Raw genomic sequence first — 24,167 nt, 5'->3', positions numbered from 1 at the left:
GAGGGTGTGAGAAAATAATTTATAATAACCTAAAAATATACCGCCAAGGTTGCGCGAAGTGCGCAAAGAATACGAATAAATAACCTCTGCGGCTGCTTGCGCCCCTTGCGGTTAAAAACATAAATACACCAATTTTTTGACAAGGTATTTTATCACAGTCTCTCGGAGGTGGAACACTCCAGAATAAACTTCATATCGATCAAAAAGTTATGGGACCAAGAGCTGGGAGTGATTTTGACAATGCGAACTGGTCTGGTCCTATAATTGGATTATGAATGTTTTATTCGGCCTGAATAATAATTTAGACAGCCGCGGGATTCACCCTTTACTTTAACAGAAAAAGATTGTTTGTTAGTAAATTATTTAACGCGTTTAGCAGTTATTGTATCTGAATCTGTTATGGTTCAGGCATTTTTGGGAATAATGAATGAGTTTGAATCACGAATATCTGACTTTGTGAATTGTATTTTCCATGAACGCTTATTCATCAATTACTGCCAAACGCGTATTTTTTATTGAACCCATACCGGTTTTACTTTATGAGCTACCCCCGATTTACAGACTCTTTTAAAAAACAATTACAAAAACATTACTCCTTCATCTACGGCGACGAAAAAGTGGAGTATTGTCTTCAACAGACACACAAACTGTTGGATGAGTACGATATGAGTCCGGCAGAAGGTGATTTTTCGTTTAAAAATGTATGGTCTCATCAGGATCAGATACTGATTACGTATGGTGATATGGTTCAGCCGGATGAAGGTGAGCCTGTGTCAAAACTCCATAAACAGCACGAATTTCTGAATGAGCATCTGAAGGGATTTATTTCATCGGTACATATTCTACCCTTTTACCCGAGCTCATCCGATGACGGCTTTTCGGTTGTGGATTATAAGCGGGTAGATACCCGTGTGGGCGGCTGGGATGATATAGAAGAAATGAGCAAAGATTTCAGGTTGATGGGCGACCTGGTGATGAATCATGCATCCCGCCACAGCAGCTGGTTTAAGAAATATCTGAGAAATAAAGAACCGTATACCGATTATTTTATTGAAGTGGATCCCTCTCTGGATCTGAGTGAAGTGACGCGGCCGAGGAGTTCACCTTTGCTCACGCCGGTTCACACCGATAAAGGTGAGAAGTTTGTCTGGACAACCTTCAGTGATGACCAAATTGATGTGAATTTTGCAAACCCTGATCTCCTTTTCCGATTCATCGATATTTTCCTGTTCTACCTTAAAGAAGGTTTGTCGGTGATTCGGCTGGATGCTGTAGCATTTATATGGAAAGAGATTGGCACATCTTGCATACATCTGCCGGAAACGCATGAAATTGTGAAACTGATGCGAACGATTGTAGATCATTATGCACCGGAGACAACACTGATTACCGAGACCAATGTGCCGCATAAAGAGAATATCAGCTACTTTGGTGATGGTGATGAAGCTCATATGGTTTATCAGTTCAGTCTGCCGCCGCTGCTTTTACACGCTATTCTCACGGAGAATGCGTCGTACCTCACGAGGTGGGCAGAATCACTACATACGCTTCCCGAAAACTGTACCTATTTCAATTTTACATCATCGCATGACGGCATTGGAGTACGGCCGCTTGAAGGGCTGGTGCCGGATGAGGAGTTTGCAGCCCTCGTAGAGGGTATGAGAGGCAGAGGCGGGTTTGTATCGGAAAAGCAGAATCCCGATGGAAGTTTAAGCCCCTACGAGTTAAATATCACCTATTTTGATGCATTTTCAGACTATAACGGATCTCAAAGTATACAGGAACGGCGTTATATCTGCTCTCAGATCATTATGTTGAGTTTACAGGGTGTTCCCGGTATCTACTTCCACAATCTGACGGCTACCCGAAACAACATGCGAGGCGTTTCCATAACCGGGCGGTACCGAACCATTAATCGTAAGAAATGGGGATATAACGAACTTGTTGATGCGTTAAACGATCCGGACACCAATACCTATCGTATTTTTAACAGGTACAAGGAGATTCTGGAGAAAAGAAATCAACACCCGGCGTTTCATCCGTTTGGAAAACAGAAAGTTTTTGATGCAGATCCGGACCTGTTTTGCATTGAACGGGTCGATCCTGAAGGCATGGAACGGGTTTTTGTAGCTGCGAATCTTACAGACGAAGAAAAGATCTTAGATATTACCGGAGATCAGTTTCCCTTCGAAAAGAATAAAAATTACGACGATATACTCAGTGAGAAGGTGTGTATCTCAGAGGGAACTCTGACACTAAAATCTTACCAGGTGGCCTGGATTATGATCTGAAATCGCTAAACGATCAGATGCATTCGGCGATCTGGCTCAGAGTAGTTATGACGATATCCGGTTTTAGATTTTTAGTACGTGAATCGTCTTTTCTCCATTTCAGAGATCGGTTGTCTCCGGCAAACAGAGCGGTTTTCATACCCATTTCATGGGCCGGGTACACATCTTTCAGCATATCATTACCAACATAAAGATAATTTTCAGGCTGCAGGGCCGGGTATTTTTTTGATGCTTTCTCCATGAAATTCTCATAGAACTGAAGTCCCGGTTTTTTTCTCGACTCTTCAAATGACCAGTGAAGGAGATCCTGATCAAACCCGAGCGATGTGAGATTATGGCCTGCAAGTGCTTCGAATGCGATGGGCGTATAAAATTGAGAATTAGAAATGATGCCCAGGATCATCTCTTTGTTGCGGAGTATTTCAAGTGTTTCATGGAGATCCTCCATCGGCCAGACCGGGTTCATTCGAACTTCAAACTCCACGGCCATTCGCTCGTGATCATCCGATGATGTAGAAGAGCGAATCAGTCCTTCGGCGTACATCTGGTTCAATACATTTCTCCAGACTTTCCGGATATCGGGCTCAGGGTATGGAATTCCACTCGCCTTGATCTCCTGGATCTCATCTGTGACGACCTTGTTATAGATCTCATATCCACGTTTTCCCGCTTTAGGATCAGATACTTCAATATCTGCACCATCAAGAGCATCGAGAAGCAGCTGGGAGTCGGAGTTTCCATCATCGATTCCAATATCCCCTACTCCGGAAATAAATAGTGTACCGTAAAAATCGAAAATTACGGCCTTTATCCCTGTAAGTTTAGTGAGTTGCGGCTGCTCTCCGGTGGGTTCAGGTTGAAGCGGGTTTGAAAGCTCTTTAAATCGTTCAGCAAGCAATGTTTTCTGTTTCATGATAATGCCAAGTCAATTCTGATTTGCCGAGTTAAAGAAATACCCTCATCCGCTGACTTCACGCCATCGGATGAGTGGATAGGACTTAATGGGTTATTTTATCAGGTTATGTGAGGGATAATGTAGAGCTCAGAGAATTCACCGGATGAAGCGAATTCATCCGGTGAAGATTTTCATCCAATAAATCCGTCACTATATTAATAACACAACTTTACGAACGGCCGAATTTTTTGCGATACTCTTCAATCTCAATCATCGGAGGGCGTTCCTCTTCAATAATTGAAATTTCATTCTGCTGATATTGGCTTTTTGTAACCTGGAATTGCCTCAAAATGGTTTCGTGATCCACGTTCTCAAATTTACCGAGCGCCTGTGCCCGTTTGAGAAACGTTTGAAGAATTCCGAACGACATTTTACCCAGTGAGATGGTGGGTTTATTTTCGTGCACCCGTTTGTCGAGATCTGTCTGGGCGAATGCTTCCAGCCCAAACTTGTGATGAACATCAATCAGGTGCGAGGTTTCAACACCGTATCCGATTGGAAACGCAATTCGCTCCAGCACTTCGCGGCGTACGGCATATTCGCCTGAAAGCGGCTGAATAATAGCGGTGAGTTCGGGAAAAAACAGAGAAAACAGAGGCCTGACCAATATTTCGGTGACGCGACCTCCGCCTGAATTTCTCACACCGCCAGAGACGGCGAGAGGACGATCGTAAAACGCCTTCACATACTTTACTTCCTCACGATAAATCAGCGGGGCAACCAGCCCATAAACGAACCGGGGGTGTATGTTGCTGATATCCGCATCCACATAGACAATGATATCTCCTTTCAGCTGATGAATTGCTTTCCAGAGATTTTCGCCTTTCCCCATTTTTGGTTCCAGGTTGGGGAGAATTTCAGACGAGAGATAAGTGTCAGCGCCGTACGTTTTTGCAACTTCAAGTGTGTTGTCATCCGATCCTGAGTCGATTACAGCAATTTCATCAATCAGGGGATAGCGATTAACCAGTTCAGACTTAAACAGGATAACTTCTTTACCGATTGTTTTTTCTTCGTTCAGTGTGGGAAGGCAAAGCGAAATCGTGAGACCGTGTTTCTCTTTTGCTTCAACAAGTTTCTTAATGTCCCAGAATTGAGAATGGTGGTAGGTATTTTGGTCGATCCACTGTTGCAGATTATTCACAGAATCCTCCATCTGTAGCGATTAATATTCCAATGAGTTGAGCCAGCCCTTTATAGATCGGTTCAATTTTGACAGATTCATTCATTTTGTGAATTCTGTCACCCGATGTGATGCCAAGCGTGAGTGCCGGAATTCCTTTATCAATAAGGGCGGCCAGTTCTGATGTGCTTGGGGCAAGGCGGGGTTCAATTTCCAGATTTTTCATTACGGATCGTGCGCATTCATTCAGCGGATGTGCGTATGGAATTCCACCGGGCCGCCGCCGGGCAAAGATATCGAGCTCTACTTCATCACCGGTTTTCGAGGCTACTTCCATGGCAATATCCTGGATAGTTTTCCCGACATCTTCCACCACTTCTTCCGATTCAGATCGCAATTCGAATCCAAGTGTAGCTTCTTTGGCGATGGTATTGAATGATGAGCCGCCGGAAATGGAACCCATCACCACGCTTGTGCGCGGGCGTTTAGGCAGGCGCATGTCATTTAATTTGTTGATCACTTCATTCAATGTAAGAATGGCGCTGGCGTCCCCGAACCGTGACCAATCGTACGTTTCAGGCACTTTACAGGTGATTTCACCCCGCAACATCCCGATAGAGGTGTAACTGAGCCTGCCGAGCTCCACACCTTCAATACAAAGTGCATTTTTAATGTTGAAGTCGTTGTTATCAAGGAAAAACCGGATTCCCTCAAGGTCGCCACGGCCGAGGCTTTTAGTGCCTCCAAAAAGAATCAGGTTGTTTTTAAGTTTGATATCCAGCTCCTCAAGGATATAGGGAAGAGTAGCCAGAACAGCGAGCCCGAGACTGTTGTCCGCAACGCCGGGCCCTGTAATACTATCGGATGTAACCTGCATGGTGTGATCGGTTTTAGACGAAAACACCGTGTCGGCGTGAGCATTAATTAAAATCGACTTTTCACCCTCCGTGCCGTTCAGTACCCCAATGCCGTTTCCGCATTCATCTATGGAGCTTTCAGGGAGCCCAGCTTCATTAAATCGATTGAGAAGGAATTCTATGCGATCCTCTTCACCAGTGGTGGGAGAGGGAATTTCGCCGATCATAACAAGATTGGCCAGCAGAATCTCTCTGAATTGAGCGAGTTGATCCTGGAGGTTATCCAAAGAACCAATAACAGATTTTAAACTCATATTGTATGGTATGGTTGAACATTAAGTTCTAAAGGTAGTGTGGGAAAGAAACAGTAAACAATTACCAATATAAAGCAAATTTTTAATGTAAATCATTTATATCTGTTAAATTTGTGTGAAGCCGGTGCCATGGGGTGATGGGGGCTCGCAGTGTCGCAAAGGTGCAGCGCAGACTCAGATATGATTGTGAGTTTAAAAAAATACGGAAGGAGTAAGATTTTAATCCGTATCGAGACTGTTTACAACGTACTTTCGCAGCGCCTTAACGTCTTTACGAGAGATCATCGAGATACATAACTTTGCATAGGTACAGTCTGTTTAGACTCTACAAATTCTACGTCAGCGAGCTTTTCAGCTTCATTGTAATGGAATCTACAATAAGGTAAAGCGAGGGAATAATAAAAAGAGTCAGTAGTGTGGATACAAGCAGTCCGCCAACCACAGAAAGCGCCAGTGGCTGCATAAGTTCGGCTCCTTCTCCAAACCCAATAGCAAGGGGAAGCATACCGCAAACGGTAGTGAGCGTTGTCATCAAAATCGGGCGAAAACGAATTCGTCCTGCTTCAAGGGCTGCATCAAACGCAGAGAGTCCTTTTTCGGATTTTCCAAGTTCAATGTATTCTACCAGCAGAATGGCATTATTCACAACGATACCAACGAGCAATATAACCCCCAACATAACCGGTGCTCCCAGTGTGGTGCCGGTCAGCCATAATATCAGGGCTACACCAATCAGTGCGAGCGGGGCGGCTGTAAGTATTACGAGTGGATTAGAGAGACGTTCATACTGAACCGCCATCACCACAAAGACAAGAAACAGGGCAAGCAGCGTAACATTCAGCAGGTTTCGGTTTGTCTCGCGTATAACTTCTTCTTCGCCGCCGTAAATCAGTGTATATCCTTCCGGAAGCTCAAAGCCCTGCAGACGTTCCCGGATGATATCATTTACCGATCCCACATCGGAAACTTCCCGGTTAACATCTCCATTTATGCGATAGATTCGAACCTGGTTTTCTCTTTCAATGTGAGCCGGACCGTCACCGAGAGAAAACGTTGCAACGTCTCCCAGCCGGATCGTTTGATTGTTTTCGCGAAAAAGCAGCAGATTTGAGAGATCTTCTGTATTGGCAACCTTGTCGCGCGGGAGCATAACCCGGATATCATATTCTGTAATTCCTGTGGCGTACCGGGTTGGCACAGAGCCGCCAACAGCAGTTTGCAGTGTGCGTCCCACATCCGAAACATTCAGTCCGTAATCGGAGGCACGTTCCCGGTCTGTGCGTATGCTGAGAAGTGGTGTACGATCATCCCGCGCAATTTCAATATTACTGAGCCCTTCAATTCCCTGGAGCTGAGGCAGCATTTCCCTGCCCAGCTGGTCGAGCACATCAATATCATCACCCACAATTCCAATGGAGATATCAGCACCGGCCAGATTGGTGCGAATTCCCGGAATACTCGGAGGGCTTGCTGAAAGGCGTGCTCCGGGGATTTCGAGTTCATGCAGTTTTTCTTCCATATCAATGACCCAGCGCCCTGCAGAGATAGTGCGTTCTGAGGCGGGAGTCAGCGTGATGGAAAAGCGGGCGGTACCGGGGCGTTCGTTTAAAATTCCGCCGCCAAGGTGGCCACCGGTCAGGCTGAATACATTCACAATATCCGGCATTTCGTTGATTTTCTCTTCAACCTGCAGTGCGTAAGCGTTGGTTACATCAGGCGGAGCCCCGGGAGGGAGGTTGATATTTACGCCAACATTTCCATCATCCACTTGCGGAAGGAACTCGTTGCCCAGCGTTCCCATCAGGTAAAATGCTCCTATGAGCAGAAGAAATGCGAAGGAGACCACCCAATAACGCAGTTTTAAAACAGGGCGCGCAATTTTAAGGTAGTAGTTTGTTGCAGACTTCAATCCCCGGTTGAATCCGCGAATGAGCCGGCTGTTTTCAAATCCGCTGCTGTATTTTACTTTAGTAAAGAGAGCCGAAAGAGTGGGGACCAGCGTCAGGGCCGCAGCCAGTGATGCAAGAATTGCAAATGAAATGGTAAGGATCAGTTCCTGGAAGATCATAGCAGCAAGGCCGGTAATAAGCAGAAACGGCACGACTGCGGCAAGGTTAGTCATCGTAGAAGCAACAACAGCAGATGTAACTTCTTTGGCACCGTCAAACGCAGCGGCATCCGCAGATTTACCAAGTTCGTCGCGGTGGCGATAAATATTTTCGAGCATCACAATGGAGTTATCGAGCAGAAGCCCAACCCCAAGTGCCAGGCCGCCAAGACTCATAATATTGAGCGTGAGATTACCGAGCCCCATCATTGTAAATGTAGCCAGGATGGCGATGGGGATCGATATCCCGATCACAAACGCTTTGCGCAGACTTCCGAGAAAAAGGAGCACTACAATCATCGCAAGAACTCCGCCCAGAAAAGCGGCGGCGCTCACGGCACCGATCGAATTTTCAATAAAGAAGGATTGATCGGTTACCACCTCAAACTGGATGTCATCCGGTATAAATCCACTCTGCTGCAGGCGATTTACTTCGCTTTTAACTCCGTTGATCACTTCAAGTGTGTTTGCGTCGGGCAGTTTGGTTACCGCAAGCTGGGTAGCCTGTTCCCCGTTAAGACGCACAAAAATACGCTGTTCCCGGTTTCCATCCACAACATCAGCAATTTCATGGAGATGGATTTTCCTGTCTGTGTCAGGCACCGAGATTAAAATGTTACTGATGTCTTCCACCGACTGAAAACGGCCGTCGGATTTAGCCATCACATCAAATGTATCGGAGGTTACCTGCCCGGCAGCCAGATCAACATTTTCATCATTCAGTGTCTGTTCAATATGCGATATAGGTATCCCATAGTAGTTGAGCCTGTCCTGGTCCAGAATCACCTGGATTTCGCGGATCAAACCGCCGGCAACTTCAACGCCGCCAACACCGCCGACCGACTGCAACTGGGGCGAAAGTCGCGTTTCGAGCCAGTCACGAACCTCCATAGGGTTGCGAATCGTTGATGTAAAAGCAGCTTCGTAAACCGGATCCTGAGAGGGGTCGAATTTGTAAACTCTGGGCGGATCGATATCAGGCGGGAGCTGCGTGCGGGCAAGCTCCATATTCCGAGAAGCATCCTGCAGAGCGAGGTCGATGTTTGTACCGTACTCAAAAATCAGGTTCACATTTGTCCGGCCTTCCGATGCGCGGCTCTCAATACTCACCAGGTTCTCCGTAGCTGCGAGATTCGATTCCAGAACCCGCGTAACCTGTTGCTCCATTACCTCGGGCGCGGTTCCGGGATAGTTAACCGTAACGCGGATTTGAGGGTAATTAATCGTTGGCAGGAGATCAACAGCAAGACGCTCCAGGAAAAACATTCCCAGTACGATAACGACAGACGCTATGGCGATGGTCCCCACCGGGCGGCGAATTGTCGTAGCCGTGATCCCGCGTTTTTGAAGTTCTGCCTGATTTTCGGTGCTTTTTTTGGGTTCCTGCATCACTCAATCCACTCGGTAATTCTAACATGAGCGCCTTCATTTAAATTAGTAGGATTGGTTCCTACCACTACATCACCTTCCAGTAGGCCTGATGTGATTTCGGTTCGATTTCTGCGTGCCACACCAATTTCTACATCGACGCGAACCAGTGAATCATTTTCTATTTTAAAAAGAAATTGTTCACCCCGCTGAGATGCCAGTAACGCTTCACTGGGAACGGCCAGAGTCTTTTCACGCCGGTCCACATCAAAGGTTGCGCGTCCCATGAATCCCGGCCTGACAATGATTTCGGGTGAATTGGTAAGTGCAACTTCAACGAGGAATCTTCGGCTTGATGATTCCGCAGAAGGAAAAATCCGGCGCACCGTTGCTTCTATCGGCTGATCCGGGTAGGCATCGAGGTAAACACGTACCGAATCACCGCGGTCAATGTGGATGACATCCAGTTCAGACATTCCGGCTCGAATAACCAAAGTTGATGTATCTTCAATTCTAAATAGCTGTTCATTTGCTGAGACAGGCGATCCGGGTTCAATGTATCGTTCTGTAACCACACCTTCCGTTTTAGCGCGGACAACACCAAGTTCAGCCCGGGTTTGCCAAACCTCTTTTTCCGCTTCTGCCACGGCCAGTTCCGCCTGAACATCTTCATATTCCGACCGGCTGATGGCATCTCCATCGAGTAGCCGTTCTATTCGTTCTACACGCTGCCGAACCTCATGTACCTGCGCTTCGCTTCTTCGGAGTTCGGCTTCAGTTTCGGTTAAATCATATGCGGCCAGGCGGTCTCCGCGCGAAATTTCATCACCTTCTTCTACATCCACCGATTCGATGATTCCAGCAAAAGGTGCTCCTGCAATTCGAATATGCAGAGCTTCAACTGCCCCCGATGCGGATACAGTTCGGGAAAGATCCTGCTGAATAACCTCGTACCCCGCAACAGGAGTCCCGGATTGTTGGGCTGATGACTCTTGAGGCTCATTTTCTGAACATGAAAAGAGTATCAAAGTGAATAGAAAAAGCAGGAAGAGATCCCGGAAATTGATCATTTGAGATGAATTAATTTTTGTGTCAACCGATAATAGGTGCAGAACCTTTTTCATAGAGCGTATAGCATCAGCTAATGATAATGAATTTTAGGTGCCCAATCGTTTAAAACGGGGCAAACTTTTAAAGACTTTATCATTTGAATAGTGTGTTTGCGGTGTGAAAAAAAATGTAACGAATCAATATTTGAGTCGTCATATGTCTGTGAACGATAGCGTTCCCCGGCCGTGAGTACTCAATCCGGAGAAGTATAAATGAAAGAATTACCAACTGAAACGGAAATAATCCAGAGAATAGCAAAAGGAGACCGGGAGTTATACAGGCACCTGGTTGACCGCTATTCTCCGATGATTTTTCACCTTGTTCGTTCATTCGAAAAAAATGAAGAAGAGGTGAAAGGACTTGTACAGGAGATTTTTGTGAAAGCATATTCAAAGCTGAATACTTTTGGAAACCGGGCAAAATTTTCAACGTGGATCTATTCGATTGCACACAACCACTGCCGTGATTATACGAAGAATATCCGCCGAAAAAACAGCCGGTTCAGTGAGCTTGAAGAGTCGTTCATAGAGAACCGGAAAAGTGTGGATTTACAACCTGACGAGACGATGGAACAGGACGAATCCAGCCGTTTATTGTACAGCGCGATCCGAAAACTCGGGCCGGGGCAGTCGGAACCTCTGCTGATGCGGTACCGTGACGGAATGAGTTTTAAGGCGATATCTGAACAGATGGAGATATCGGAATCAGCACTGAAAGTTAGGGTGCATCGGGCCAGGGCTGAACTAAAGCAATTACTTAAGCAAGGTGAACAGTTATGAGCAAGAACAGACATAAAGATGAACAGCTGGTTTCCCGGTTTCTGGATGGTGAATTATCACCTGAAGAGGAGAAGAATGCGCTGATCCGGATAGCTGAGGACGAGGAACTCCGGGCAATGCTTCGGTTTGATCGATTTTTGTCAGATTCTTTGCACGAAGTCCCCGACCTGGAAATGTTTGATGTTCCGGAAGGTTTCACAAATGATGTGATGCATCAAATTGAACAAATGGAGCACGAAACTGCCCGGCAGCCGGTTTGGTACGAACCATTTTTTGAATGGATGAAACAATGGTTCACACCAAAAGAGTACACGTTTCGCCCGGCTATGGTTATGGCTACGCCTGCTCTTCTTTTGATGCTGACTGCTGCCTTGTTTCTGATGCCTTCCGCTGACGAGACTTCACTCAATGAGTTCGGTACAGAGACAGAATTTGTGGTGGACCACGTAACAGACGAAGTTTGGATTCGGTTTGTTTACATCGATGATGATGCCTCCGAGATGGCTGTAGCCGGCAATTTTAGCGATTGGGAACCCATTGAACTGGACAGCCGGGTAATGGGTGATAAAACGGTCTGGACCGGACTGGTTCCTGTTGAGCGTGGAGAACATCACTATATGTTTGTGAAAAACGGAGAGGAATGGCTCGCAGATCCACTCGCTGAAATTCAGCGGGATGACGGGTTTGGGAATAAAAATGCCGTGATCTATTTATGAAAAAAGTCGGATTACTTATGATCAGTTTTCTCTGTACCGGAACACTGTTTTCGCAAACACCGGGAACATCGATTACGGTTGAATCGCAAGCCGGATATTCCACAAACACATTTTTGCACCCGATGATAAACGAATGGGACATATCTGACAGCGGTGCATTTACCCGTCTGATTCCTTCAGCACAAATATTCTGGGCCACGGGAAGATTTTCGGCCGATCTGTCCGGCGGTTATGTTTTAGAGAATATTTATGATGAACGAAATAACTGGAACGGCGGATTCGGATCTGCTCAATTTCGATATCGGTTGAGTGAAACCGTTTCAGCCGGAGCCGGGGCAAGTGGCAGCCGGTTGCAATCAGAATTTGGAAAACAGACTCTCTCATTCATGCCAGAAATCGAATGGTCGCCGTCGCTCTTTACCAGGGTTCGCGCCCGGGCCGGTTCATCCTTCAGAACGTATGAGTTATTAGACGACACCGGAGAAATTGAAACGACTGACAGGTTTGATTTCTACGGCGTTGAAATGGAGCACTGGCCGTCATTCAGATGGCAGCTTCGCGGCGGAGTGTACGGGCTGGCAGATAAGAACTTGTTTGAGAATCACAGCATATCCGCCTCTTTAAGCAGGGTTATTGGGCAGTCGGCAGGTATCGCACTTTCGGTTTCTGCAAATCGATACACCAATCGTTTTACCATAACTCCAGATGGCGGCGGGCCACAGTTTGGACCGACTCGGCCCGAGGAAGAGGAATCATTTGATCAGATCGACCGGCTTTTACGCGGCAGCCTGAATTTTACATTTCCGGTTGCGGGGAATTTTTCCGGAAGGGGTTCTGCCGGATTGAATCTTTTTCTTCCCGGAGGCGGAGAATCCCGGTCGGATGTGGAGGCATCTGTTGGGTTGAGATACACATTTTCTGCGTCATCGATGTTCAGAAATTCCGGGAACAATGTTTCGCCTGAATGGGACCAGCTTAGAAACAGTGCCGTTATGGTATCTATAGAGTACAGGGGCGACGGGGATCTCTACATTACCGGTGAATTTAATGACTGGGAGCAGCCTGGTGTTCCCTTATCAAAAGTCAGCGGCAGAAAGTATGCCGCAGAACTGAATCTGAACCCGGGAATTTACGAGTATAAAGTACTTCTGATAGCAAACGGCGAAGAGACATGGGTTGAATTCACCGACGAAACAATGACCGTGAGTGATGGATTTGGCGGTACAAACGGATTGATATTTTTAGATTAGTTGAAACAATGAGGACAGATATGAAAACTATACACACACTTACCACACCGGCACTGTTTCTTAGCATAATTCTTGTTTTGATCCTGTTTACACCTCTGTCTGCAGTATCGCAACAAAGCGATCTTCAGCAGGTATCGGACAGGGCAGTAGCTGCGGGAATTGAGCAGAACAGAATCGAATTGATAAGAGAACGTGCTGCCTCACGGGGTGTCGACGATTCAATCGTTGCACGTATGATTGAGCCCGCGGCAGACCTTGCAGAAAAGGGAATGCCAACGGATTTTATCATCCAAAAGATGATGGAAGGGTTTGCTAAAGGAGTTCCGGGCGGACGAATGATTCCCGTATTAGATGTGATCCAAAGGGAGACTCCACAGGCAGTTGCATTATCAAACCGCTGGATGGAAAAGCCGGAAGTTGCACCGTATATGCAGGGTTTAGGTGGGGGGCAGGAGCAGTTTCGCCGGGAGTTGGTTAATGCGAATCTGAAGTCACTTACACAGAAGGTGCCTTCAGAAACTATTGAAATGGTGCTGAACGAGCTGGGGCAGCCTGCTGTGCTCGAAAACTCATCTCCCCGGGCGATAGCAGCAGCAGTGGGGATTTTGCCTGATCTGCCGGCGTCGATGCTGAATGAGGCAGGTGTTCAGGCGGTGATTGCAAATGCAGTACGCGGAGGGTTTTCAGCGAATGAAATTCAGCGGTTACCGGGTGCGGTGAATGCCGCTGAGAGGCGAAGCCAGCTTCCGGCAGCCTCCGTACTTGATGGCTTATCAAACCAGATAGGAAACGGAATTCCTGCCAGCCAGATTTTACAAAATTTGTTCAACGGGAATGTGAATGCGGGACCACCATCGAACATTCCGGGGCGACCCGGGAACCCACCAGGCGGCAGACCTGGCCAGGGGCCTGGAAACCAAGGGAATTAGTAAGAAATTTCAGAGTTCACAACTCTATTCACAACGCGAGTTCCTTATCGTATAAGGACCCACTTTACTCCTGCCATTTCTTTATTCATGTAGAGTAGAGTGGCTTTGAGTAATACGCTGATTTTCACAGATCATATTCTATTCATTCATCACGCATCAGAAATACTCCGCGAAATACACTGCGAAAAACAAAGTCGAGCTTCATATTTATTCATAAATCTGTTGAATGAATCTTAAGGAGAGTCACGCGGGTAAGCGGCTTGGATGTTGGCCTGAGTCTATTTACGCAGGCAGATCAGATCATAAAAATCTAAAGATTAAAATTTTTTAATAAATATTGTAACCGATCCGGAACCTGGTCGTCATATCACTGTAACAACCCCAAATATATATCATAAACAACAGACGAGGTTTACCATGAGTATTCAAAAACAATTAAAAACGCTCACATATTTAGTAATAACATCAGCCCTGCTTTTCTGGGGTTGTGAATCCACTCTTAACACAGAATCAGGTAGCGGAACGGGATCCATGGTTGTGAAACTCCATGACGCACCGGTTGACTACGATGAAGTAAACATATCCGTGGCACGAGTTGAAGTGAACAATACTCAAAACGAAGATGGCTGGATTGTGATCAGCGAGCCGAACGAGATCTATAATATCCTGGATCTGGTGAACGGGGAAATGGCCGTTCTTGCGGATGCTGAACTGGAAGTAGGCACATACGAGCAGATTCGCTTGATTTTGAATGACGCGAATACGGTAGTCATTAATGGCGAAACGTTCGAACTGTTTGTGCCCAGTGGTGAACAGACAGGCGTGAAACTTAATATCAACGCGGAAATTCTGGAAGGAATCCAATACACGCTGCTTCTTGATTTTGACGCCAATCGATCGGTTGTAAAAAAAGGCGTACAGGATCTGTACAACCTTAAACCTGTAATTAGAGCAACAAACGAAGCAATAACAGGTAACATTTCCGGAACTATTTTGCCGATTGATACCCGGGCGACGGTATATGCCATACAGGAATCGGACACGCTGTCTACTACCTTTGCGGATACTTCCTCCGGTGAGTTTACACTCGTGGGTTTGGAGTCAGGCAGCTATACGGTTTCTGTTGAGCCAAGAGAAGAAGGGTTTGAACCGGCTGCACTTGATGAAGTTAGCGTGACCGTAGGAGAAACCAATGAGATTGGAGAGATAGAACTCAACACATTCAATGACGATGCTGATGAAGGTGGGGAGTAAGATCAACGATAAGTAGCAGCAGTTAAAAACAAAAAACCCGGCATCTTGACCATGATGCCGGGTTTTTTTGTATAAAAAATTCAAAACTTCTCAGGCTGTTACAGCTTGTTTACTGAAAAACTCCTGGGTCGTTGTCTTATACAGTGGCTTGCCAATCAGCGTAGCGGAGGTGCATTCTTCAATTTCTACAGCTACGTAATCACCTTTTTGATAGTGTTCTCTGTCAAATACCACCATCTTGTTGGTATCGGAGCGGCCACTTAACTGTTCGTCTGATTTTTTGCTGGTACCTTCTGCAAGGACGATATGGATTTTGCCGATTTCATCTTTATTGCGTTTCTCCTGGATTTCCATCTGTTGTTTAATAATCTCAGAGAGTCGTCGCTTTTTTACCTCTTCGGGCACATCATCTTCATATTTTCTGTGTGCAAGTGTTCGCTCGCGTTCACTGTAAGCAAACATATAGGCGAGATCGTACTCAACGGTTTTCATCAGGCTCATTGTGGCTTTGTGTTCCTCTTCCGTTTCACCGCAAAATCCAGCAATGATATCCGTGGAGAGGCTTACACCGGGAATGATTTCCCGCATCCGGTTGGTGAGCTTCAGATACTGTTCGCGGGTGTACGGGCGACGCATTCGCTCCAGCATGGTGTCGCTGCCTGCCTGGGCCGGAATATGAATATAGTTGCACAAATTGGGCCGTTCGGCAATCAGGTGCAGTAACGGTTCCGGGAAATCCTTGGGGTGCGGTGATGAAAATCGAAACCGCATTTCCGGATCAACCTTGCTGGCTTCATCCATCAGCCGTGTGAAATCGATATCCTGGTATTTATAAGAATTAACGTTCTGACCCAGCAGCGTAACTTCTTTATATCCCTGCTCGCTGAGCTGAGAAATCTCGCGAAGAATACTTTCCATTGGCCGGCTGCGCTCACGTCCGCGTGTGAACGGGACCACACAGAATGCGCACATATTATCACAGCCACGCATGATCGATACAAATGCTGTCAATCCGTTTCCGCTTGTACGAACGGGAGTGATATCAGCGTAGGTCTCTTCGAGAGAGAGAAGCACGTTTACAGCTTTTCGCCCATCGTCCACTTCCGCAAGTAAATTCGGAATATCACGATAGGCGTCGGGACCCACAACAATATCAACCAACTGTTCCTGGTCGATGATTTTATCTTTTACCCGCTCGGCCATACAGCCCATCACGCCTACGGTAAGATGTTTTTTCTCTCTCTTTATCGATCGAAACTCTTTGAGGCGATTCCATACCCTGGTTTCTGCGTTTTCGCGAATAGAGCAGGTATTTACAAATATAATATCTGCCTCTTCAGCTGTTTGTACCGGTGTCATACCATCCTCAATAAGAATGGAGTTCACAACTTCCGTATCGGCAAAATTCATCTGGCAGCCGTACGTTTCGATATAGAATTTTTTATCGGTCATAAATTGGATACAGAATTAAATAGAACAACCAAGATACGAATCCTGGCCGAAGGGATAAATGTGAATCCGCAAAAGATTGCCCGAAATCTTATGGATTGCTAATGGACACTAATTCTACTTCAAAAATCAGTGTGGCGCCGGGATAAATCGGGCTTTGCGGGTTGGGATTATCTCCATATGCGAGTTCGGCAGGAATATAAAACTCAAATGTTGCTCCTTCATTCATCAGCTGAATACCTTCTGAAAAGCCTTCAATTACATCGTTAAGAGGAAATTCTGACGGCATGGATTCGGGAGATTGGTCAAATATTTCACCGAAAATAAACGTGCCGGTATAATTTACCTGTACGGTAGATGTGGCACCCGGCGAATCACCATCTCCCTCTTCAATGATTTTGTATTGAAGGCCGCTATCGGTCACTACAACATCTTCTTCAAGGGCGTTTTCTTCAAGGAAAATCGAATCATAGGCGCTGTCATGAATGAGTTCAATTTCATAAATCAATGCGGCGCCACGCGGAATTCCCTGCAGTGGATTACCATTTGAATCGAGGGCAAGCTCAGATGGCAGTACAAATTCGTAAATGGAACCGATCGTCATTAGCTGAACACCTTCCCTGAGACCGGAAATCAGATTTTCGACCCGTGCAATAGCGGGCTGTCCCGCTTCATAGGTGTTATTAAATTCACTTCCATCAACAAATGAGCCGACAAAATCGATGATAATTGTGGTTTCTTCCGTGGGGCTTATTCCGACAGAATCTTCAACAACCCGGTACTGCAGGCCGCTTTCGGTTACGGTAACATCATCTCTTTGCGCATTATCTTCTAAAAATTGCAGGTCAGCAGTGTTGTCATAATCGTCATTGGGTCCGCTTGTATCGAGGCAAGAGGTGATAACCAGGGCAAAAGCAAGCAGGAGGGACGGCAGTGTAAATCGTTTCATTTCAGGGTGGTGTGTGAGAATTTGTGATGTTGCAATTGATTCTTCATTGTATCTGAAGAACCGTAGTAACCGGCATTTGGTTGCAATACCTATCCGTTATTTTATTGTATGATGTTACATCATATTAAGTACTTCGTGCGGGCAGTGCCATGATATTCTTTTTCAATACGGGAAAATCAGAAACCAGCTGCCTGTCAATTTTACGGGGGAGATTCTCGTCATAAAACTCAGGTTCGGTTGAATCTTTCCAAAAAGAACGGTTTCTATCGATCAGCGGAATAAATTCTGAGATATCATCTGCATCATAAAAAAGAATTTTTCTATGCAGATCTTCAAAGCCATCCTGTACCTGTTTGGCGAGCATTACTTTAAACGAGGAGCTCGTGTGATGCTGTTTTTCGTCCGAACTGTTTAGATATAAATTCTGCAGTCCGAAAAGGTTCATCCGAATCTGTTTCAGGATTTCCAGGCACTCCGGGCGTGTAACTACCGCATCCGAAGATTGGCGATAGTACTGAAAGTTGCGCATCAGGCGTTTACCGGTGGCAATGCTCATTGCCGTTACGGCAGCAGCGAATGATAATGCAGAATCGTTTTTGTTTAATTTGGCCATTTTTCGGGATTGGCACGCCATCGGTTTAAAAGATCAATATCGCTCTCTTTCACTTTGCCTTCTTCAAGAGCTACGTCAATCAACGTAGCATAATCGGTGAGCGTATAAACCGGGATGTTATGCTTTGAAAATCGCTGATTGGCCTTGTCGAATCCATAGGAGAAAATAGCAAGTACTGCTGCGATATTTGCGCCGATAAAGTTGAGTGCATCAACAACGGATATGGCGGATCCGCCGGTGGAAATCAAATCTTCAATAATGACGGTAGTTTGTCCTTTGTCAACACCGCCTTCAATCTGGTTGCCAAGGCCGTATGCTTTTGCTTTTGCACGTACATATGCCATTGGTAAGTTCATGCTGCCGGCCACCCATGCGGCATGGGGAATGCCTGCTGTTGCAGTTCCGGTGATGACATCCGGCGTTTCAAGTTCATCCCTGATGATGGAAATGAAGGCAGACGCGATTTTTTTTCGAACTTCAGGATATCTGAGTGTGAGCCGGTTGTCGCAATAAATTGGAGAGTTCCAGCCCGATGACCAGGTAAACGGGTCATTTGGTCTGAGCAGAACGGCATCAATATCCAGGAGAGATTTTGCAATCTCCCGGGAAAATTTTTTATCTACAATGATGGGTGTTTTATCTGTGGTAATCATAAAATGGGTATTCCGAAATGGTAATTTCTTTCTTCACATGATGTCTCTTGCAGCAACGTTATCCATTTCATTTTTTTGGAAAGCCGTTGTATTAAAATAGTGTACTGATATACATAATAGCTGTCAGGCTAAGCGATGCATAAAACCCTGCAAGCAAATCATCATACAATATACCATATTTTCCGCGGAATTTCTCCACCGCCTTTATCCCTAACGGTTTGGTAATATCAAACAGCCTGAAAAGGACAAAGCCACCCAGCAGGTGGAGTATATTAAGCTCAACGCCGAACAATGGCAGGTAGAGTGCAAAAACAAGAGCCTGGCCCGCACACTCATCCATCACAAACTCCCCGGGATCAGGTCCTAACAATTTAATGGCGGCAGGTGCTGAGATAAGGGATAACATTGAAGCGACGATCGTGAGCAGTATCAAACCGATGTATCCGCCAAGCAGGTACGAGGCATAGATAAAGGGCAGAAAAAGCAGGCTGCCCCAGGTTCCGGGCGCTTTGGGCAGGTATCCGGCGCCAAAAAGTGTACCGACCAGCAGCAAAAAAGATGTACGTGTATTTGACAGGGTCATTTGCTGTCAGAAAAAAGCTTTCGGTTGACATACAGATATTCCACTCCTGAGTAAACCGTAATCGCTACAACTACCATCATCCCCCAGTACATGATGTTGGTGCCGTAAATAGTTTGAACAATTTCGTGCGTGGTACCCGGAATAAGCAGTAAAAATCCAAGAAGGAGGGCAACATAAAGATACCCCATCTGGATAGCGGTCTTGGCTTTGGCTGTTTTTCGGGTTTCCATCATGATGCCTTTTCTGTCGCTGTAAACGCGCAGCATTGTGATGGCAATATCACGAAATACGATTACACCAATGGCCCACCAGGGAAATTGAGAGGGATCGAGAAATGGGAGGCAGACAAATGCCGCAAAAGTGAGTACCTTATCGGCAAGCGGGTCGAGGAATACCCCGAAATCACTTTCTACCTCATATCGCCTGGCGTAATATCCATCAAAATAATCAGTTAAGGCGGCTATAGTGTATACAACAAGACTGATTCCACGCAGCCACAGATCATCCTGAATAAACAGCAAAAGGAAGATCGGTGCGAGAATCAATCGCAATGAACTTAATATGTTTGGTAATTTTTCCACGCCTTAAAGGTAATGGTGTACGGATTAAGTTGTAAGGAAGAATTTCAGAACAAATTTCATGATCGTTTCGCAAACTGCTATTTTCAACATCATGAATAAAGCACATATCATTTCTATAGGCAACGAGCTTCTGATTGGCGATACCATCAATACAAATGCTTCGTGGATTGGAAAATTCCTTCACGGCGAAGGGTTCGATGTTGAGCAGGTTATTACCCTGCCCGATGATTACAGTCTGCTCGACGAACAGCTCCGTGAGAGTATGAAGAGTGCAGATCTTGTAATAACTACGGGCGGACTTGGCCCCACGCACGATGATATCACAAAAAAAGTAGTCACGGATTATTTTGGTGTGTCCCTGGTTACGGATCAAAATGTGCTGAACCATATCAAGAAAATTTTTGAGTTGAGGGGATTGAAATTCAGCCATTCAAATGCTGACCAGGCTCTTGTACCTGAAAACGCGAACGTACTGTTCAATAAAAAAGGGACCGCTCCGGGCCTTTGGCTGAAAGAAAACGGCAGCTGTCTGGCCGTGCTGCCCGGAGTTCCTCACGAGATGAAGTACCTGCTTGAAAATGAAGTGAGGCCCAGGCTTGATAATCAGTTTCCGGAGCGCGTGAAACTCACCATGCAATATTTTCATACGGCCGGCGTACCGGAAAGTACCTTAAGCGATGACCTGATCGGCGATCTGACAGAATATTTCAATAACGGGCTTGATGTAGCGTTTCTGCCAGGTGCAGGCGGCGTGAAAGTTCGGGTTGAGTATACCGGATCGAAACCTGAAACATCAGAATCTGAACTGTTGAAGTTCAGAGAAAGAATCCTGGAACGAGCCGGGGATATGATTTATGGTGAAGGGCGGGAGTGCGATCTGGCGTCTGTTGTCGGTCAAATTCTCGCAAAACGAAATCTTACAATTTCAGTTGCGGAAAGTTGTACCGGCGGACGGCTTTCTGATGAAATCACAAATATTCCCGGCTGCAGCCGATATATGGCCGGCGGGGTGATCGCGTATTCAAACCGATTAAAAATAAACATGCTTGGAGTTAAAAAGAGTGATCTGGACAGAGTTGGGGCTGTGAGTGCTGAAGTTGCCCTTCAGATGGCGAAAGGCGTAGCTGAACGAACGGGCGCCTCAATTGGCGTATCCACCACGGGTGTAGCCGGGCCGGGTGGTGGAACGGCTGAAAAACCGGTTGGAACAGTATGGATGGGTTTTTGGCTGGATGGCGATCATTTTGCGCTTAAGGGAAGTTTTACGGATGATCGGGAGATCAACAAACAGAGAACCGCAGCGGTTGTTCTCGAAACCGTCCGTCGAAGACTGCTCTCCATTGAAACCCTACCGTATAATCTTATTCCGGTAACTCCTTGATCTACTTTCTTCTTCACATAGTAGCATTTTCTGCTGTTTTCCAGGATACTCTGCCGCCGCCGGTTTTGCCGGATACCCTGATCCTCGAAACGATTGATCCCGATACCGTGATCCAGAACGGGCTGCCTGATGAGGAGCCGGAAGAAACAGAAGAGCCGGAAGTGATTATTCCCGTTCATGTATGGAACTACGAAAATCGTGCGGGATTTTCTATCGAAGTGACCGACAGCACTCTCCGGTGGATGAATATGCTGAGCCTCACGCAGCACTATTCAAGGAGGCCGGGCACGATCACCTACCGTACAGGTACACTATGGCGGATGGATGGTATTGATCATCACGCCTACGAGAACCGCCATTTTGAATCTGAACTGAACGGAATGAGAATCAATGATCCGCTCACAGGTGCAGTAAACTGGAGCCGTGTACCGACTCATAAGGTCATCTCCATGAGCGAATCAGATTACGGGCCGCTTTACAGAACATCCATCCGCTTGCGGGATCACTACCTGGTGCAGCCAAGAACGTATCTGAACTTTGATGAGAGCAGCTACGGCTACAGGAATCTCGAATTTTCGGCAACGCATAACATCAACCAGGAAACAAATCTTGAGCTTTCCTATTGGGACCGGCGCGATGGTATCGGTTATAACCGGAGTAGTGTTGAGGGAAACCAGATTGTGTTTAAAGGGTATCATCAGCTGAGTGAGCAGTGGCTGTTGCGGTTGGGTTATATCAACAATTCTATGGATCAGGAGCAGTCGTTTGGGTACCAGCTGCAGGACCCATCACTCTTTACATTCAATCCATTTATTGAAACTCCAAACCGGGGCGGGGCCGAATCCATCGAAGGGTCAAAAGATATCTACGTTCAGCTGCACCACCGGGATGATGCACAAAGTATCGTGCAAAGCCAGTTTGGGCTTCACTATCAATCCAGTGAAAGAACAATTGAATTTGCCACAGATACCAGTGCAACGAATTTCAGAAATGTTGAACTTTTTGCCCGTCACCGTATCGGAAATGAGCGGGCGAATTTTACCGCCACAGCCCGGCCATATATGCTGGAAAACCGAACAGAGCAGCTTATGGAAAACCGATGGTTCGGTATGCGCGGGGATCTGGATGCAAACCTGTTAACCATTGGTGGCCTTTCGTTCTACCTTCAGGGCGGGGGAGATGTAAGAAACGATTCACGATATGATCTGTACAGTGGTGGGCGTGCGAACTGGAGCTTCAGCCAGGTTTTTGAAATATCATTTTTTGGCGGATATTCTGACCGTTCGCCGGATCTTCAGGCCCTTTACTGGCAATCAAACCAGTTTTCAGGGAATCCGGATCTGCTGAATGAGAGGTCGGTCACAGCAGGTTCAGAAGCAAAAATAGGACTCGGACGATATTTTCGGGCAGGCGGCCGTGCGGATTACAGGCAGACGGAACAGGGCGTGTTTGTGGATCGGCTTACACAAAACGGAGAAGATGGTGAATTTGTGAATATCGATCCATTTACAACACTTTCGGGAACAGGATGGCTGGAACTGGAGTCTACACTTTTTGAAGGGATGGTTTCGGCCACCTATAAAACATTTGAATCATCTGTTTCGGAAAATCCGGTTAACTTTGGCCTTCAGAATTCCGGCGACAGAGTGTGGCTAAAAGGAAATTTTTACTGGAAAAACTATCTGTTTGATCGCGCTACGTTTGTCAAAGCGGGCATTTCAGGAATGTATTCCCCGAATTTTGTGAGAACTGCTGAGTATATCACGCCGCTCAACCGGTGGCAGCACGGCACACATGAATTTTATAACGTGCCGTTCAGCCGTGTGGATATTGATGTATCTGCCCGTGTGCGGTGGCTGATGGTGCTATTGCGCTGGGAGAATATATTTGATCGCGTCGTTCAGCCCGGATACTTTGAAACCGTAGGATACCCGATGCCGGAACAGCGATTTATATTTTCATTACGAGTTTTATTTACGAATTAAGAACTGAACATGAGTCTATCATATTTAATTAAAGAAGGTGTGGCCGGGTTATCACGAGCCAGGCTGGCCGCATTCACATCTATATTTTCACTGTTTCTTGCAGTCCTTTTGATAGGTGTGCTCACCCGAATCGGGTTTAACGCCTACGAAGTTGCTCAATTGCTGAGGCAGCAGGTTGAGATTGAGGTGTTCTTGCAAAACATCGATACACAAACCACAAATGAACTTCAGCAGAGCATACAAAATGAGCCGTTTGTTGAAGAACTGAATTATATTTCAAGAGACAGCGCATCCATGATTTTTCAGCAGGAATTTGGGATGGGAGGTGAAGCGTTAGCAAGCCTGAACTTTTTACCGGCTTCCTTCAGGCTGAAGATTTCGGATGATGCTACCGTGGCACAGGTGGATTCACTGGTTCAGGTTGTGGAACAATATCACGGTGTGGATGAAGTTCAGTTTAACCTGGCCCTGCTGGAATTGCTCGAAGCCCGAACGGATCAGCTTGCGATTGGGGGTGCAGCTATAGGGATGTTTATTCTTTTTATTGCGATGATTCTTGTGTTTAACACCATCCGGCTCACGATCTACGCGAAACGCGATCTTATACGAGCGATGAAACTGGTAGGTGCCACCAATGGATTTATCCGCCGACCGTTTTTGGTCGAAGGAATTCTGCAGGGAATCATTGCAGGAACCGCCGCTTCTTTTGTGATTTACCTGTTATTTGAATGGATAGTACCCACTTATTTGTCGCAGCTTGGGATACTCACCTGGCCGTTCGGGCGATGGTATTACCTGATTGGCGGCGTGATGATTCTCGCTATGGCGATGGGATGGTGGGGGAGCCGATGGGCAGCCCGTAAATTTATTAAGGACACTACAATCAGCAGTTAAGGAAACCGGTTATAGCAAGTAGCTGA

General features: G+C 46.3%; 20 protein-coding genes. 9 read left to right on the top strand and 11 right to left on the bottom strand.

The window, feature by feature from the left end; all coding sequences use genetic code 11:
• Nucleotides 1–539: 539 nt before the first annotated feature.
• Entirely contained in the window at nucleotides 540–2,291 is a 1,752-nt protein-coding gene (locus DYD21_RS14655) for a sugar phosphorylase (RefSeq protein ID WP_116037749.1), read from the top strand.
• Nucleotides 2,292–2,304: 13 nt separating this feature from the next.
• Here the strand turns inward: DYD21_RS14655 and DYD21_RS14650 are convergent, their stop codons facing one another.
• From DYD21_RS14650 to DYD21_RS14630, 5 genes are all read right to left on the bottom strand, one after another.
• A complete protein-coding gene (locus DYD21_RS14650; protein ID WP_116037748.1) occupies nucleotides 2,305–3,204 on the bottom strand; it encodes an HAD family hydrolase in 900 nt (299 codons plus the stop codon).
• Between the two features lie 211 nt (nucleotides 3,205–3,415).
• A complete protein-coding gene (locus DYD21_RS14645; RefSeq protein ID WP_116037747.1) occupies nucleotides 3,416–4,402 on the bottom strand; it encodes a glucosyl-3-phosphoglycerate synthase in 987 nt (328 codons plus the stop codon).
• Complete coding sequence (locus tag DYD21_RS14640) at nucleotides 4,383–5,540, bottom strand: M20/M25/M40 family metallo-hydrolase (RefSeq protein WP_116037746.1); 1,158 nt, start codon at nucleotides 5,538–5,540, stop codon at nucleotides 4,383–4,385. The genes DYD21_RS14645 and DYD21_RS14640 overlap by 20 nt, the downstream gene beginning before the upstream one ends.
• Before the next feature lie 334 nt (nucleotides 5,541–5,874).
• The gene (locus DYD21_RS14635) at nucleotides 5,875–9,036 is read right to left on the bottom strand and encodes an efflux RND transporter permease subunit (RefSeq protein ID WP_116037745.1); all 3,162 of its coding nucleotides are present in this window, start codon (nucleotides 9,034–9,036) and stop codon (nucleotides 5,875–5,877) included.
• Complete coding sequence (locus DYD21_RS14630) at nucleotides 9,036–10,085, bottom strand: efflux RND transporter periplasmic adaptor subunit (RefSeq protein ID WP_158607309.1); 1,050 nt, start codon at nucleotides 10,083–10,085, stop codon at nucleotides 9,036–9,038. Before DYD21_RS14630 ends, DYD21_RS14635 begins: the two co-directional genes overlap by 1 nt.
• 252 nt (nucleotides 10,086–10,337) lie before the next feature.
• Between DYD21_RS14630 and DYD21_RS14625 the strand changes: the two genes are divergently transcribed.
• From DYD21_RS14625 to DYD21_RS14605, 5 genes are all read left to right on the top strand, one after another.
• Nucleotides 10,338–10,904, top strand: coding sequence for an RNA polymerase sigma factor (locus DYD21_RS14625; protein WP_116037743.1), 567 nt, complete (start codon nucleotides 10,338–10,340; stop codon nucleotides 10,902–10,904).
• Nucleotides 10,901–11,620, top strand: a complete 720-nt coding sequence (locus DYD21_RS14620) for a hypothetical protein (RefSeq protein WP_116037742.1) — start codon at nucleotides 10,901–10,903, stop codon at nucleotides 11,618–11,620. The genes DYD21_RS14625 and DYD21_RS14620 overlap by 4 nt, the downstream gene beginning before the upstream one ends.
• Before the next feature lie 17 nt (nucleotides 11,621–11,637).
• Entirely contained in the window at nucleotides 11,638–12,870 is a 1,233-nt protein-coding gene (locus DYD21_RS14615; protein ID WP_147303603.1) for a glycogen-binding domain-containing protein, read from the top strand.
• Between the two features lie 20 nt (nucleotides 12,871–12,890).
• Complete coding sequence (locus tag DYD21_RS14610; RefSeq protein WP_116037740.1) at nucleotides 12,891–13,799, top strand: hypothetical protein; 909 nt, start codon at nucleotides 12,891–12,893, stop codon at nucleotides 13,797–13,799.
• Nucleotides 13,800–14,216: 417 nt separating this feature from the next.
• The gene (locus DYD21_RS14605; RefSeq protein WP_116037739.1) at nucleotides 14,217–15,053 is read left to right on the top strand and encodes a DUF4382 domain-containing protein; all 837 of its coding nucleotides are present in this window, start codon (nucleotides 14,217–14,219) and stop codon (nucleotides 15,051–15,053) included.
• Between the two features lie 90 nt (nucleotides 15,054–15,143).
• On the opposite strand, the gene miaB is transcribed toward DYD21_RS14605, so the two are convergent.
• The 6 genes from miaB to pgsA form a co-directional block, all read right to left on the bottom strand.
• Nucleotides 15,144–16,505: a tRNA (N6-isopentenyl adenosine(37)-C2)-methylthiotransferase MiaB gene (gene miaB, locus DYD21_RS14600; RefSeq protein WP_116037738.1), complete on the bottom strand. Its 1,362-nt coding sequence runs from the start codon at nucleotides 16,503–16,505 to the stop codon at nucleotides 15,144–15,146.
• Nucleotides 16,506–16,593: 88 nt separating this feature from the next.
• On the bottom strand, nucleotides 16,594–17,451 hold the full coding sequence (locus tag DYD21_RS14595) for an FKBP-type peptidyl-prolyl cis-trans isomerase (RefSeq protein ID WP_116037737.1): 858 nt from the start codon (nucleotides 17,449–17,451) through the stop codon (nucleotides 16,594–16,596).
• Nucleotides 17,452–17,575: 124 nt separating this feature from the next.
• The gene (locus DYD21_RS14590; RefSeq protein WP_116037736.1) at nucleotides 17,576–18,064 is read right to left on the bottom strand and encodes a hypothetical protein; all 489 of its coding nucleotides are present in this window, start codon (nucleotides 18,062–18,064) and stop codon (nucleotides 17,576–17,578) included.
• The gene (pyrE, locus tag DYD21_RS14585) at nucleotides 18,052–18,717 is read right to left on the bottom strand and encodes an orotate phosphoribosyltransferase (protein WP_116037735.1); all 666 of its coding nucleotides are present in this window, start codon (nucleotides 18,715–18,717) and stop codon (nucleotides 18,052–18,054) included. Before pyrE ends, DYD21_RS14590 begins: the two co-directional genes overlap by 13 nt.
• A gap of 91 nt (nucleotides 18,718–18,808) precedes the next feature.
• Nucleotides 18,809–19,300: a phosphatidylglycerophosphatase A gene (locus DYD21_RS14580; RefSeq protein ID WP_116037734.1), complete on the bottom strand. Its 492-nt coding sequence runs from the start codon at nucleotides 19,298–19,300 to the stop codon at nucleotides 18,809–18,811.
• Nucleotides 19,297–19,881, bottom strand: a complete 585-nt coding sequence (gene pgsA / locus DYD21_RS14575; RefSeq protein WP_233505554.1) for a CDP-diacylglycerol--glycerol-3-phosphate 3-phosphatidyltransferase — start codon at nucleotides 19,879–19,881, stop codon at nucleotides 19,297–19,299. The genes DYD21_RS14580 and pgsA overlap by 4 nt, the downstream gene beginning before the upstream one ends.
• Before the next feature lie 91 nt (nucleotides 19,882–19,972).
• On the opposite strand from pgsA, the gene DYD21_RS14570 reads away from it, so the two are divergent.
• Genes DYD21_RS14570 through DYD21_RS14560 form a run of 3 tightly spaced genes read left to right on the top strand, consistent with a single transcriptional unit; the run spans nucleotide 19,973 to nucleotide 24,141 of the window.
• Nucleotides 19,973–21,262, top strand: coding sequence for a competence/damage-inducible protein A (locus tag DYD21_RS14570; RefSeq protein WP_233505553.1), 1,290 nt, complete (start codon nucleotides 19,973–19,975; stop codon nucleotides 21,260–21,262).
• On the top strand, nucleotides 21,259–23,247 hold the full coding sequence (locus tag DYD21_RS14565; protein WP_116037733.1) for a hypothetical protein: 1,989 nt from the start codon (nucleotides 21,259–21,261) through the stop codon (nucleotides 23,245–23,247). Before DYD21_RS14570 ends, DYD21_RS14565 begins: the two co-directional genes overlap by 4 nt.
• 9 nt (nucleotides 23,248–23,256) lie before the next feature.
• Entirely contained in the window at nucleotides 23,257–24,141 is an 885-nt protein-coding gene (locus tag DYD21_RS14560; protein ID WP_116037732.1) for an ABC transporter permease, read from the top strand.
• Nucleotides 24,142–24,167 lie beyond the last annotated feature (26 nt).

Origin of the sequence: Rhodohalobacter sp. SW132 (assembly GCF_003390325.1) — a bacterium.
GTDB lineage: Bacteria > Bacteroidota > Rhodothermia > Balneolales > Balneolaceae > SW132.
This window is presented reverse-complemented; position numbering and strand designations above follow the sequence as displayed.